Source organism: Thiothrix unzii, assembly GCF_017901175.1.
GTDB lineage: Bacteria > Pseudomonadota > Gammaproteobacteria > Thiotrichales > Thiotrichaceae > Thiothrix > Thiothrix unzii.
This window is the reverse complement of the sequence record NZ_CP072793.1, coordinates 2,400,929-2,415,275: the sequence shown is the minus strand read 5'-3', so window position 1 is coordinate 2,415,275 and position 14,347 is coordinate 2,400,929. Positions and strand designations below refer to the sequence as shown.

The 14,347-nt window shown below is 51.7% G+C and carries 8 protein-coding genes; all 8 read left to right on the top strand.

Annotated features, from left to right (window positions below; translation table 11 throughout):
• Positions 1 to 18: 18 nt before the first annotated feature.
• The 8 genes from J9260_RS12010 (at position 19) to J9260_RS11975 (ending at position 14,171) form a co-directional block, all read left to right on the top strand.
• Positions 19 to 3,474, top strand: coding sequence for a DUF5979 domain-containing protein (locus tag J9260_RS12010; protein ID WP_210217994.1), 3,456 nt, complete (start codon positions 19 to 21; stop codon positions 3,472 to 3,474).
• Positions 3,474 to 4,673 carry a glycoside hydrolase family 18 protein gene (locus J9260_RS12005; RefSeq protein ID WP_210217993.1) on the top strand — a complete coding sequence of 400 codons (1,200 nt, stop codon included), beginning with the start codon at positions 3,474 to 3,476 and terminating at the stop codon, positions 4,671 to 4,673. Before J9260_RS12010 ends, J9260_RS12005 begins: the two co-directional genes overlap by 1 nt.
• Positions 4,670 to 5,008 (top strand): DUF11 domain-containing protein, encoded by a 339-nt coding sequence (locus tag J9260_RS12000; protein ID WP_210217992.1) that lies wholly within the window; start codon positions 4,670 to 4,672, stop codon positions 5,006 to 5,008. The genes J9260_RS12005 and J9260_RS12000 overlap by 4 nt, the downstream gene beginning before the upstream one ends.
• Before the next feature lie 126 nt (positions 5,009 to 5,134).
• Entirely contained in the window at positions 5,135 to 9,847 is a 4,713-nt protein-coding gene (locus J9260_RS11995; protein WP_210217991.1) for an IPTL-CTERM sorting domain-containing protein, read from the top strand.
• Positions 9,848 to 9,987: 140 nt separating this feature from the next.
• Positions 9,988 to 11,391, top strand: a complete 1,404-nt coding sequence (leuC, locus tag J9260_RS11990) for a 3-isopropylmalate dehydratase large subunit (protein ID WP_210217990.1) — start codon at positions 9,988 to 9,990, stop codon at positions 11,389 to 11,391.
• The gene (gene leuD / locus J9260_RS11985) at positions 11,391 to 12,026 is read left to right on the top strand and encodes a 3-isopropylmalate dehydratase small subunit (protein WP_210217989.1); all 636 of its coding nucleotides are present in this window, start codon (positions 11,391 to 11,393) and stop codon (positions 12,024 to 12,026) included. The genes leuC and leuD overlap by 1 nt, the downstream gene beginning before the upstream one ends.
• Positions 12,027 to 12,054: 28 nt before the next feature.
• Complete coding sequence (gene leuB / locus J9260_RS11980; protein ID WP_210217988.1) at positions 12,055 to 13,134, top strand: 3-isopropylmalate dehydrogenase; 1,080 nt, start codon at positions 12,055 to 12,057, stop codon at positions 13,132 to 13,134.
• 2 nt (positions 13,135 to 13,136) lie between these two features.
• Positions 13,137 to 14,171 carry an aspartate-semialdehyde dehydrogenase gene (locus J9260_RS11975; RefSeq protein ID WP_210217987.1) on the top strand — a complete coding sequence of 345 codons (1,035 nt, stop codon included), beginning with the start codon at positions 13,137 to 13,139 and terminating at the stop codon, positions 14,169 to 14,171.
• Positions 14,172 to 14,347 lie beyond the last annotated feature (176 nt).

Genomic DNA, 14,347 nt, shown 5'->3' with positions numbered 1-14,347 from the left:
ATAAAAATAGGCTTTTTATTGCTATTTTTGGGTTCGGTATTGACGGCAGTCCGCGATGGGAATGCTGCTTCGTATACGCCGCCATCGGGTGTTCCAACACCTTCATATGCCAATAATTTTGTGGTGGTCGATAATCCGGGTAATGCTGATGATTCGACGGGGTATGGTGGGGTGTCTTACTCCTATATGGTGAGCGCGACTCAGATTACGGTGCAAGACTGGGTTGATTTTTTGAATGACATCGGTGTGACAGGGTCTAATGACCTAGGTTTAGGGCCGATGGATCCTAATCATTCAGATTGTGATAACCCTTGGTGTTATTCGCCTTTTGCCTATTCAGGTGGTAGTTGGCAAGTAACGTCGTTTAACCAAAATGGTATGAGCCTCAGCGCATCGGATGCAGCAAAGCTTCCTGTTGATTGGCGATCGCTAAATAACGTTGCACGTTATCTGAACTGGATGGCAACGGGTAGCATTGACTCTGGGGCCTTTACATTTACTAATAATGGCGGGCCAAAAGGTAACTGGCCAATTGCCTCTTTCAATGGTGCTTATCCGGGGCCGCGCTTACCTTTGGAAGATGAGCTTTACAAAGCCATGTACCGAAGAACAGGGACTACCAATACTTACAATAATTATCCGTTAGGAAGTTCTACTCCTCCATTGGCAGTTTCTGATCCAAACAGTGGGATGCATTATAGTTCCAGTAATGGTTCTGTTGGTGGTGCATTAACGGGGGTGTTTGGGCATGGTGAAGGTGGGCTTTATGCTCAAGTCGGTCAGGAAACTGGCAATCCTTGGGGAATTTATGACTTTGGGGGAAACCGGCACGAAACCACCCTGAATCCCGGTGATACAGCAACAACCATTCTGCGTGGTGCATCGGCATTTAGCAATCTGTCTGACTCACATAAGACAGTACGTCAGAGCTTGGATGCTAGTCGGCGTTACTTGAGTATTGGCTACCGTGTATGGATGGGCGTTACCCAGCCATCAGGCAGGGTTAGTGTCACCAAACAGGTGACTGGGGGTACGGATAGTACGAGAAACTTCACCATTACGTTAGATTGTACAGGCACGTTATACGATAAGACGTTCGTACTTCGGCACAATCAAACCTACACTTCAGATTTCATTCCGCAAGGGACTTCCTGTACGGTCAGTGAGGCAGCACCCTCAGGTGCGCCAGCAGGTTACACTTACGGTACACCGGTTTATAGCCCGGCATCCGTTACGGTAGGGAATGCGACAACGGTAGCTGTTACCGTTACGAATCCTTTGCAAGCGGCTTGTTCCATCAATAGTTTCACAGTCACATCTGCTTGTAATAACAATGGAACAGCCGGAACAGCCGCCGATGATTACCGTACCTTTAGCTTGAATTTATCAGGAACAGGCGTTGCCGCGACCTACAACTTATCGGCCAATAACAGTGGGGTACTGACCCCAACTTCTGGTAGTTATGGAGCAGCAACGAATTTTCGGTTACAAAATGGTTCGGCAGGCAATGGTACGGTTTACACCCTGACCGCGACAGACGCGACTAGTAGCAGTTGTACACGCACGGCGACGGTGAGCGATACGGGTAGTTGTTCGCCGACAGGTACGTTACGGGTGCGCAAAACGGTGACGAATCCTCCGGCAGGATTTACCAGCCCTGATTTCAATATAGCGGTAGATTGCTCGAATAACACTTTCGATCAAAACTTTACGTTAGCGCATGGTGCAACACGCGACATTACCGGGATTCCTGCGGGTACGACGTGTAGTGTGACGGAAACTACGCCATTACCAACCGCACCCGCAGGCTACGAATACGGCACACCTGCGATTGCGCCGAGTGGTGCGCAGACGATTGTGGCGAATACGACAACAGAAATAGTGGTAACAAACCCACTTAATTCGGTGAGTTGCCCGACGATTACCGTCACCCCGAATCCGTTACCGAATGGCACGGTGGGTGTGGCTTACAATGCGAGTCCGTCAGCGAATGCCAGTAGCGGAGGGCCATACACTTATACATGGAGCACTGCCGGATTACCCACAGGAATGAACGTTAATGCGGGAACGGGTGTGGTATCTGGCACACCCAGTGCAACCGGAAATGCAACGGTAACAGCTAGTACCACGGTCGCGGGGCAAACGTGTTCAGGGTCAACACCGTTGAGTGTTACCGCCGCGCCGACGGGTTCATTGAGTGTCACGAAAGCGGTAACGGGTAAGCCCGCCAGTTTCACCAGCCCTGATTTTTCGGTGGTGGTGGATTGTTCCGTGGATAGTTTCGACCAGACATTGACGGTTGCTGATGGTGCTACTGCAACCATTAACAGTATTCCGACTGGCACGACGTGTACTGTGACAGAGCCAACCGTGCCAGCCGCACCCGCAGGTTATGATTATGGCACGCCTGTTATTACGCCCAGTGGTGAGCAGACTATTAGTACGGGCACAACCGTTGCGGTGACGGTGACTAATCCATTAACCCTAAAGCAGGGTAGTTTGCAGTTGGGTAAATCGGTAAGTGGGCAGCCCGCTGGATTTACCAGCCCTGATTACACCTTGCACGTAGACTGTTCAGATAACAGCTTTGATCAGGATGTGCTAATTAAAGCGGCTGAAAACAAAACCATCAGCAATATTCCCCACGGTACAACCTGTACTGTGACAGAACCAACGCAGCCAGCACCGCCAGCAGGTTACAGCTATGGCACGGCGGTGATTACTCCTGCTTCGGTCACGATTGTTGGTGATAGTTCGGTGTCGGTCAGTGTGTTGAATCCATTGGAAGGGAATTGCACGATCAATGCGCCGACGGTAACAACACAATGCTACAGCAACGGTACGAGCAGTACGGCGGATGATACGTTTGGTTTCCGCATCAACACCTCCGGCACGTTTGTTGCCCCCACCTACGATATTCAGGCGGGTACATTGGCGGTGCAAGACGTGCCTTATGGGGTGGAAGCGGGTACTTACGGTAACTTTCTAATCAGTGGTGGTGCGGTGAATGCCACGCTGACGGATAGTAATAAAGCCGCCTGTCAGTTGAATAATGTCGCATTGACGCCACCCGCACCGTGTTCCGCACCACCGCCAACGTGTGCAACTGTGACCAATAAAGCCAAGGTATCTGCCTTAACCGGTACAGATCAAAATCCGGGCAATGATGAAGACGGTGTATCTTTGGGTGCGAACTGCGCGACCCCGCCTCAAATCGACTTGGAATTGGTCAAAACCGCCAGTGTGAATACTATCAAGCGTGGTGACACCTTGGTTTACACCCTGACTTTGACGAATAAAGGCCCGGATGATGCCAATGATGTACAGGTGAAAGATCTGCTGCCAGCGGGATTAAGTTACGTGAGCAGCCAAGCCGAACGCGGCAGTTACGACGCAACCAGCGGTATCTGGCTGGTTGGCAAAGTTGCCAATGGCGTTCCGGTTAAATTAAAAATCACGGTGAGGGCTGACTAATGAAAACACCTTGGATGAAAGCGTGCGCCCTTGCCGGGTTATGCTGGTTAACGTGGGCAAGCCCTGCTATTGCTGCTGCGCCCTGGGTAACGGGTTATTTGCCCGGTTATACCCAAGACGGAGCGGGTAATGCCGCTTACATGGATGATGCCGATTGGGAAATGCTCACTCACGTGGTGCACTTTGCTTCGGAAATTAACCCCAGTACAGGAACATTAACGGATACAGGTAACAGCATCGGCGCGACCAAACGTCAAAAAGCGATAGCGTTGGCGCACAGTAAAAACCGTCCGATATTGTTCAGCGTGGTGGCGTGGGAAAATATCCACAAGCCCGTATTAGCAGATCCGCTCAAGCGTCAAGCTTTGATTGATAGTCTTTTGGCGCGTTTGGATGAGGGTTACGACGGTTTGGATATTGACCTTGAGCCGATTGTCTCGTGGGGGCAAACCGCTAATGCGGATTACGAGCTGTTTATCAATGCGTTGCACACGGCTATGCAGCAAAAGACCTCGGCATTGTTGCAGCGTCCACCGTTATTGGCAGTCGCTGCGGATTACCGCGCCAAGACCGTGCTATCGCATTTACACACCAAAATTGATCAGATCAATATCATGTTTTACAACATGGCAACCCATAACGAAGCCATTACTTGGCATGACGCGGCCTTGTATGACGGCGGTAAAACTTACCCCAGTACCGGCGGTAAAGTGTCATCGGTGGACGGTTACATCAAGCAATTGCTGGATGCGGGCGTGCCCCGCGATAAATTGGGCTTAGGGATGAGTTTTGAAATCCGCATCTGGAAAGGCGGTAGTGGCACAGCTACCGGGGGCGCAACCGCACCGTTTCAAACATGGACGAGCGTACCGCAGGAATGGACAACCGGAACTCCGCTGGAAAGTTATGCGCAATTGATGGATAACCGCTATCAGCAAAGCCAATACCGTTGGGATGATGTGGCGAAAATGGGCTACCTCAGCATTGATGCGGAAAATGATGCGGATGATCAATTCGTATCGTTTAATGATCCACGTGCTGTGGCAGAGAAAATCCAATACGTGAAAAAAATGCAGCTTGGTGGCGCAATGATCTGGCATTTACAACTGGATTACCGCGCCGCAAAAACCGGCAGCAAACGCCGTGAAATCATGCACAGCATTCGTAATGCTTTAGCCACAGGAGCAACCCCTCAATGAAACAATACCGTCAAGGCATCATTGGATGCATGGGTGTGCTGCTCTTATGCGGGGCTGGTTTCGCGCACGCTGCCGCCGACGTGGAAGTTACCAAAAACGTGGATAAAACCCGCGTAGTTAGCAATGACACCGTGGAATACACCATTGTCGCCGCCAACAAAGGTGATGCGGTGGCAACAGCAGTCAGCATTACCGACTTGCTGCCGACGGGTCTGAGCTACATCAGTGACGATGAACCAGCAGGCCAATACACCCATGCCACGGGTGTTTGGGTGGTGGGCGATTTAGCGGCAGGCCAACAAAAAAGCCTGAAAATTATCGCTGTTATAAATTAACAAACCGTTCTTCGGGAATTAATACAGCCCTATCATGACCTGTGGTAGGGTTAAGCCGATTAAAGCATTGTCGGCGTTGAGCGCGTTGGCGTGGTGCAATAACTAAAAAATAAGAGATCCACCATAATGAAAAAAATGACAGGTATGAAACCTCTATTGCTGACCTTTTGTGCGGTCGGTGTCTTGTCCGCGATGAATCAAACGTGGGCAGCAGACGTTGTTACCAACTGCGCTCAAGTGAGCAAAGCTAATGAACAAGACGTTAACTCTACGCCGAGTAATAAAACCGAGGCAGAGTTATTGGCGGGGTTTAACGCCATTCCTAAAACACTGGAAAATGACGAATCCTGCGCTCCGGTGACGATTGAGGCGACTCCTACTTACAGCATCGGCAACCGCGTGTGGATTGACACAGACAATAGTGGTGATGCCACCACTGGCGAGGTTGGTGCGGGTGCTGGCGTTAAACTTATTCTGAAAAACGGTGCAGGTACGCAAGTAGGCAGCCCGACTGAAACCGATGCGGATGGTCGTTACCTGTTTAGTGGTTTGGCAGCAGGTAATTACCAAGTATGTATCCTTGCAGAAAACTTCGCGGCTGGTGGTAAACTGGAGGGCTATTTACCCAGCGATGGCGCGAAGCAGACTGCTGATCCAAACAACATCGTGGATGGTCTTGATAACGGCGAAGATAATGTCGGTGGTATTATTTGCGCTAGTGCGATAGCGTTGGGTGATAATGAGCCAGAGGATGAGCTTGGCTTTACTGGTATAACTGACGGTGATGATGGTCAGGGTACACCGGATAATCGCTCGAATTTGACTGTAGATTTTGGTGTTACACTTCCCCCACCGCCGACCGTCAGTGTTGGTGACACCATCTGGGAAGACGTTGATGGCGACGGTAAACAAGGCGGCGCAACCGATAAGCCACTGGCAGACGTAACTGTTACCCTCAAAAAAGCTGATGGTACTATCGCCAAAGACATCAACGACGCAGCCGTTCTCCCACAAAAAACCGACGTTAACGGCAACTATCAGTTCGTCAACCTGCCTGAAGGTGACTACCTGATCGAAGTCACCAAGCCTGCTGGTTATGACTTCACCAAAGCCAACGAAGGTGCTGACGGTAAAATTGACAGCAACTGTGCCGTCACTGATGGCAAAACCGCAGCGTTCGCGCTGGGTGTTGGTGCTGAAATCAACGACGGCGATGACAACGCCAACAACGACCCAACCCAAGACTGCGGTTTAGTTAAACTGCCTACACCGACCGTCAGTGTTGGTGACACCATCTGGGAAGATGTTGATGGCGACGGTAAACAAGGCGGCGCAACCGATAAGCCACTGGCAGACGTAACTGTTACTCTCAAAAAAGCTGATGGCAGCACTGCGAAAGACATCAACGACGCAGACGTTCTCCCACAAAAAACTGACGTTAACGGCAACTACCAGTTCGTCAACCTGCCTGAAGGTGACTACCTCATCGAAGTCACCAAACCCGCAGGCCACGACTTCACCAAGGTGAACGAAGGTACTGACACCAAAATTGACAGCAATTGCGCGGTCACCGATGGCAAAACCGCACCGTTCGCGCTGGGTGTTGGTGAGGAAATCAACGACGGTGACGACAACGCCAACAACGACCCAACCCAAGACTGCGGTTTAGTTAAACTGCCCACACCGACCGTCAGTGTTGGTGACACCATCTGGGAAGACGTTGATGGCGACGGTAAACAAGGCGGCGCAACCGATAAGCCACTGGCAGACGTAACTGTTACCCTCAAAAAAGCTGATGGTACTATCGCCAAAGACATCAACGACGCAGCCGTTCTCCCACAAAAAACCGACGTTAACGGCAACTATCAGTTCGTCAACCTGCCTGAAGGTGACTACCTGATCGAAGTCACCAAGCCTGCTGGTTATGACTTCACCAAAGCCAACGAAGGTGCTGACGGTAAAATTGACAGCAACTGTGCCGTCACTGATGGCAAAACCGCAGCGTTCGCGCTGGGTGTTGGTGCTGAAATCAACGACGGCGATGACAACGCCAACAACGACCCAACCCAAGACTGCGGTTTAGTTAAACTGCCTACACCGACCGTCAGTGTTGGTGACACCATCTGGGAAGATGTTGATGGCGACGGTAAACAAGGCGGCGCAACCGATAAGCCACTGGCAGACGTAACTGTTACTCTCAAAAAAGCTGATGGCAGCACTGCGAAAGACATCAACGACGCAGACGTTCTCCCACAAAAAACTGACGTTAACGGCAACTACCAGTTCGTCAACCTGCCTGAAGGTGACTACCTCATCGAAGTCACCAAACCCGCAGGCTACGACTTCACCAAGGTGAACGAAGGTACTGACACCAAAATTGACAGCAATTGTGCTGTTACTGATGGCAAGATCAGCGGCATCGCCCTCACTGTTGGTGCTGAAATCAACGATGGTGACGATAACGCCAACAACGACCCGACCCAGGACTGCGGTTTGGTTAAACAAGTCGTGCCTCCAACACCTGTCAGTGTCGGCAACTACATTTGGGAAGATACCGATAAAGATGGTATTCAAGATGCTGGTGAAAAGGGCATTGCGGGTGTTATCGTCACCTTAACCGATAAGAACGGCAACCCCGTTAAAGACCTGAACGACGTAACGGTGGTTGCACAACCTACCGATGTTGACGGTTTCTACCAATTCGACAACCTTCCTGCTGGCGAATACCAGATTGTTGTCAGCAAACCCACGGGTTATGACTTCACCAAGCCTATGGACGGTACTGATACCAAAGTTGACAGCAACTGTGCCGTCGCTGATGGCAAAATCAGCGGCATCATCCTTGCTGCCGGTGCTGAAATTGACGATGGCGACACGAACGCCGACAACGATCCGACCCAAGACTGCGGTTTGGCTCCAACAGTCGCACCTACTTACAGCATCGGCAACCGCGTCTGGATCGACACCAACAACAGCGGCGATGCAAATACGGGTGAAGTCGGCGTAGCTCTCGGCATCAAACTCATCCTGAAAGATGACGGCGGCACAATAGTCGATGAAACTGAAACCGATGCATCTGGTCGTTATCTCTTCAGCGGTTTGGACGCAGGCAGTTACCAAGTGTGCCTCTTGGCAGAAAACTTCGCGGCTGCTGGCAAGTTGGCAGGTTACTTACCCAGTACCGGTGCGAACCAAAAAGAAAATCCTGACATCGGTGGTGACGATAATCGTGGCATCGACGGTGATGACAACGGTGATGATGATGTAACGGGCGATATTTGCGCTAATCTGACCGAACTGAATGATCAGGAACCGCTAAAAGAATTTGGCTTTACTGATAACAATGATGGTGATGACGGCAAATCTACGCCCGATAATAGCTCCAACCTCTCGATTGACTTCGGGGTTGTGCCACCACCGAAGAAAACCGTTAACATCGGTGATTACATCTGGATTGACACCGATAAAGACGGGCTGCAAGACCCTGAAGAGTTACCGTTGAAAGGCGCGGAAGTTACGCTGCTGAATAAAGACGGTTCGCCTGTGGTGATCGACGGTGATATGGCTGTTCCGTCACAAACCACAGATGAGGATGGCAAGTATTTGTTCACTGGTTTGCCAGAAGGCGAATACATCATTAAGGTACAAGCCGAAGGTTACACCCTGACAAAATCCGGCGGTGATGTCGATGCGAATGCCTCGAATACCGACAGCAATTGTGAGGCGGATTTAGGCGGTACTGCACCGTTCAGCCTGATGGCGGGACAGGAACCGGAAGTTGACGGCGATGGTGCTAACGGCAATTTGACGATTGACTGCGGCATGTACCCAACCCCGACTCCGGTAGTCAAACACAGTCTCGGCAACAAAGTCTGGATTGACGACGGTAACGGCACAGCAGCCAACGCCAACAACGGTCAAATGGATGCTGGTGAAAAACCCGTAGTCGACGGCGTGCGTATGGAATTGTGGAATACCGCTGAGCCACCGCAAAACATTGCTAGTCTCACTACCGTCAATGGCTTCTATGTATTCGACAATTTGGAAGCAGGGGATTACCGCGTATGTATTGCTTCTGGTAACTTCGCGGCTACTGGTTTGCTGGCAAATTATACCGCTAGTACCGGTGGTAACGAGCTTGATCCGAACGAGGATGTGGATAAAAACGACAATGGTGACGACGACCTGCAATACGGCATTTGTAACACCAAAGTAATTACCTTGGGCGCAGGTGAGCCAACTGCTGAAGCCGATACTGCCAGCGGTAATCCGGGTGATGATGGTAAGGGTACAGCCGATAACCGTTCTAATCTCACGCTGGACTTTGGTGTTCTGCCGCCACCTGCTGCACCGGAAACGGTCGGTGTAGGTGACAAAATGTGGGTTGACCTTGACGGTAACGGTAAGCAAGATCCGGGCGATCCGGGTTTGGGTGGCGTGACTGTTAAGTTACTGGATAAAGACGGTAAGCTGGTAGCCACGCAGGTGACAAAACCGGATGGTAGCTACTTCTTTGATAAATTGACGGAAGGCGATTACCGCATCGTAGCTATCCCGCCGAGCTTGTATAATATCGTTACTAAAAATGCGGGTGACGTTGACGACAAGCCATTTAATGACGACAGCAACTGCGCGGCGGACGGCTCGACAGCTTTGTTTACCCTCAAAGCAGGTGCGGAACCAACCGATGATGGCGATACTGACGCGAATACCAACCGCAGTGTTGACTGTGGCTTTGTACCACACGTCCAAATCCCAACCGTCAGCGAGTGGGGCTTGGCGATCATGAGTATGTTGCTGGCAACTGTGGCGTTCTTCCGCCGTCGTCGGGAAGATTAACCGCGTCCACGTCCCCTGAGCGTAGTCGAAGGGAACACAACCAAACAAAAGGCCAGCCACGTGCTGGCCTTTTTTTGTGGATGATGCATAGCAAAAAAGTGTAGTATGTAGCCCTTTTCCAACGGCAGTTTTGGGGATTTATGGCAGGCAAAACGCTCTACGATAAGGTCTGGGATGCGCATGTGGTGCGGCAAGAAGCCGACGGCACGGCTCTACTCTACATCGACCGGCACTTGGTTCACGAAGTCACCTCACCGCAAGCCTTTGAAGGGCTGCGTCTGGCTAACCGCCAACCTTGGCGCGTCAATTCAATGGTGGCAGTCCCCGATCATAATGTGCCGACCATCGGGCTGGAACACGGTATTACTGACCCGGTAGCGCGTCTGCAAGTCGAAACATTGGATGCGAATTGCCGCACGTTTGGCATTACCGAATTCAACATTGGCGACATCCGCCAAGGCATCGTGCACGTCATCGGCCCTGAGCAGGGTGCTACCTTGCCCGGTATGACCGTGGTTTGCGGCGATTCCCATACATCTACGCACGGCGCATTCGGCGCACTGGCGCACGGTATCGGCACATCCGAAGTCGAACACGTCATGGCAACCCAATGCCTCATCCAGAAAAAGATGAAAAACATGCTAATCAGCGTGGATGGCAAAGTCGGTGCAGGCGTGACCGCCAAAGACATCGTGCTGGCGATCATTGGTGAAATCGGCACAGCGGGCGGCACAGGTTACGCCATCGAATTCGGCGGCGAAGCGATTCATGATTTGTCGATGGAAGGGCGCATGACCGTGTGCAATATGGCTATCGAAGGCGGCGCACGCGCAGGCATGATCGCGGTCGATGACACCACCATCAATTACGTCAAAGGCCGTCCGTACTCGCCACAAGCTGAAGATTGGGAAGCAGCGGTAGCTGCATGGCAAGACCTGCATTCCGATGCTGACGCGGTGTTTGACCGGGTGATTCGCCTGGATGCTGCGAGTATTCAACCGCAAGTAACATGGGGAACATCCCCCGAAATGGTGTTGCCTGTCGATGGCAAAACGCCAGATCCCGCGAACGAAGCCGATCCCGTCAAAGCCAGTGGCATCCGTGCCGCGCTCAAATACATGGGCTTAGAAGCGAATATGCCGATTACCGACGTGCAAATCGACAAAGTATTCATCGGTTCATGCACCAATTCGCGCATCGAAGATTTACGTGCTGCGGCGGAAATCGCCAAAGGCCGCAAAGTCGCCGCGAATGTAAAACTGGCAATGGTCGTTCCCGGCTCTGGCTTGGTCAAACAACAAGCCGAAAGCGAAGGCTTGGACAAAATCTTCATCGAAGCCGGTTTTGAATGGCGTGCGCCGGGTTGTTCCATGTGTTTGGCGATGAATGCCGACCGCCTCGAACCGGGCGAACGTTGCGCCTCCACCTCCAACCGCAATTTTGAAGGGCGGCAAGGGCAGGGCGGACGCACCCATCTGGTCAGCCCCGCAATGGCAGCGGCGGCAGCGGTCACCGGACATTTCGCGGATGTGAGGACGCTCTAATGGAAAAATTTACTGTACACACCGGCTTGGTTATCCCGCTGGATCGTTCTAACGTCGATACCGATGCGATTATCCCCAAGCAATATTTGAAATCCATCCAGCGCACCGGTTTTGGCCCCACGCTGTTTGACGACTGGCGTTACCTTGAACCGGGCGAACCGGGCATGGATCACAGCAAACGCACCCCGAATCCCGATTTCGTGCTGAATGCGCCGCGTTTTGCGGGAGCTTCTGTATTGCTGGCGCGTGAAAATTTCGGCTGCGGATCGTCACGAGAACACGCGGTGTGGGCGTTGACGGATTACGGTATTCGGGCAGTGATTGCGCCGAGTTATGCGGATATTTTCTTCAACAACAGCTTTAAGAATGGCTTGCTGCCGTTGACCTTGCCTGCTGAAGTGATTGATCAGTTGTTCGTTGAGGCGCAAGCCACCGAAGGCTATCAGCTCACTGTGAATCTGGAAGAGCAGCAAGTGGTCACGCCGAGTGGCGCAGCGTTCGCGTTCAGCATTGACGACTTCCGCAAGTATTGTTTGCTGAACGGTTTGGATGATATTGGGCTGACGTTGCAACATGCTGATGACATTCGGGCGTATGAAGCAAAGCGTAAGCAAACAGCACCTTGGTTATTTTAAGATTTTGATTTATTTGGGTTAGGTTGTTATGACACACAAAATTTTAGTATTGCCCGGTGACGGCATTGGCCCGGAAATCGTGGCAGAAGCGGTTAAAGTCCTCAACGTTTTTACCGCTGAAGGCAATCTGTCGGTAGAGATGGAATACGCCAATATCGGCGGTATCGCTTACGACAAAGAAGGGCAACCGTACCCTGATTCCACCCGTGCGTTGGCACAAAAAGCCGATGCGATTTTGCTCGGTGCAGTCGGTGGCCCTCAATACGACGCGCTGGATCGTCCATTGCGCCCCGAACGTGGTTTACTGGCTATCCGCGCTGATCTCGGTTTGTTTGCCAACCTGCGTCCCGCGATTCTGTACGAAGAATTGGCATCCGCTTCCACCCTGAAACCGGAAGTGGTGGCAGGTTTGGACATTATGATCGTGCGTGAACTGACCGGCGGCATCTACTTCGGTCAACCGCGTGGCATCCGCGTGCTGGAAAATGGTGAACGCCAAGGCTTCAACTCCGCGACGTACACCGAATCCGAAATCGAGCGCATTGCCCGCGTCGGCTTTGAAACCGCGATGAAGCGCAACAAACGCCTGTGTTCCGTCGACAAAGCCAACGTGCTGGAAGTGTGCGAACTGTGGCGCGAAATCGTCGAGAAAGTCGGCAAGGAATATCCCGAAGTCGAACTCAGCCACATGTACGTCGATAACGCCGCGATGCAATTGGTACGTGCGCCCAAGCAATTCGACGTGATTGTGACCAGCAACCTGTTCGGTGACGTGCTGTCTGACGCGGCGGCAATGCTGACCGGCTCTATCGGCATGTTGCCTTCTGCTTCCCTGAATTCTTCTGCGTGCGGCTTGTACGAACCGATCCACGGTTCAGCACCTGACATCGCAGGCAAAGGCATTGCCAACCCGTTGGCAACCATTCTGTCCGTGGCAATGTTGCTGCGTTACAGCCTCAATCGTCCAGAACTGGCTGAGCGCATCGAAGCGGCAGTGAAAACAGTGCTGGCATCAGGCGTGCGCACCGGCGACATTTATACCGAGGGCGACCGCAAGGTGGGTACTGCGGAAATGGGCGACGCGGTTGTTGCAGCTTTACAAGGGTAATCATGGCTAAGACTTATAACATCGCCGTTGTCGGCGCAGGCTCGCTGGTCGGTGAAGCTATTCTCGACTTGTTGGGAAAGCGCAAGTTTCCGTATGCCAAGGTTTACGCGCTGGAATACGAAACCGACGGTGAGCATGATGTCGATTTTGGCAATAGTGGCTTAGATGTTGAAGAGCTGAAAGGCTTTGATTTTTCACAGGTTGAGTTGGTTTTCTTCGCAACCTCTGAAGCATTAGCCTTGCAATACGTGCCGCAAGCGGTAGCGGCAGGTTGCGTGGTGATTGATGACAGTACCGCGTTTCGTTATGACGCGGATGTGCCGTTGGTTGTGCCGGAAGTTAACCCGCAAGCGATTGCTGGTTACACCCAGCGGCGCATCATTGCCAACCCCGGTAGTGGTGTGACCCAATTGCTGATTGCGTTAAAGCCATTGCATGATGCGGCGACGGTTACGCGCCTAAATATTGCCACTTATCAGGCCGTTTCCGGCGTTGGTCGGGAAGGTGTTGATGAGTTGGCACGACAAACGGCTCAATTGCTAAATGCGAGACCTGTAGAGTCTGTCGTTTATCCCAAACAGATTGCTTTTAACTTGTTGCCACAAATCGGGGAGTTCCTCGATAACGGTTACACGCAAGAAGAAATGAAAATGGTTTGGGAAGTGCGCAAGATACTCGATACACCGGATATGCCCGTTAATCCGACCACTGTGCGTGTGCCGGTGTTTTTCGGGCATTCTGAGGTAGTGAATGTCGAATTAGCACAGCCATTAACCACGGCACAAGCAACAGCGATGCTTCGCCAAAGCAGTGCAATAACGGTAATGGATGGCGTGAAATTCGGCGATGTGCCCACCCCTGTGACTGAGGCGGTACATAGCGATTCAATTTATGTTGGACGTATTCGCGCTGATATTTCGCATCCGACGGGTCTAAACTTTTGGGTGGTTGCCGATAATGTGCGCCGTAGTGCTGCATTAAATGCTGTGCAAATTGCTGAAATTTTAGTCCTTAATTACTGGCAAGATGCTGGTTAAGCGGGAATTAATTCGTTGTTAACGACAATACGCCCCAGATATGAAGTACTTTTGTGCAATGTCCGGGGCTGAGCTGGGTGCAAGATTGCGTGCCATAACGTACTGATATATAGTTCCATCTTCAACAAAGAATAAACAGAATCGCTGTTCATCCAGAATAACAAGGGCTTATAAGA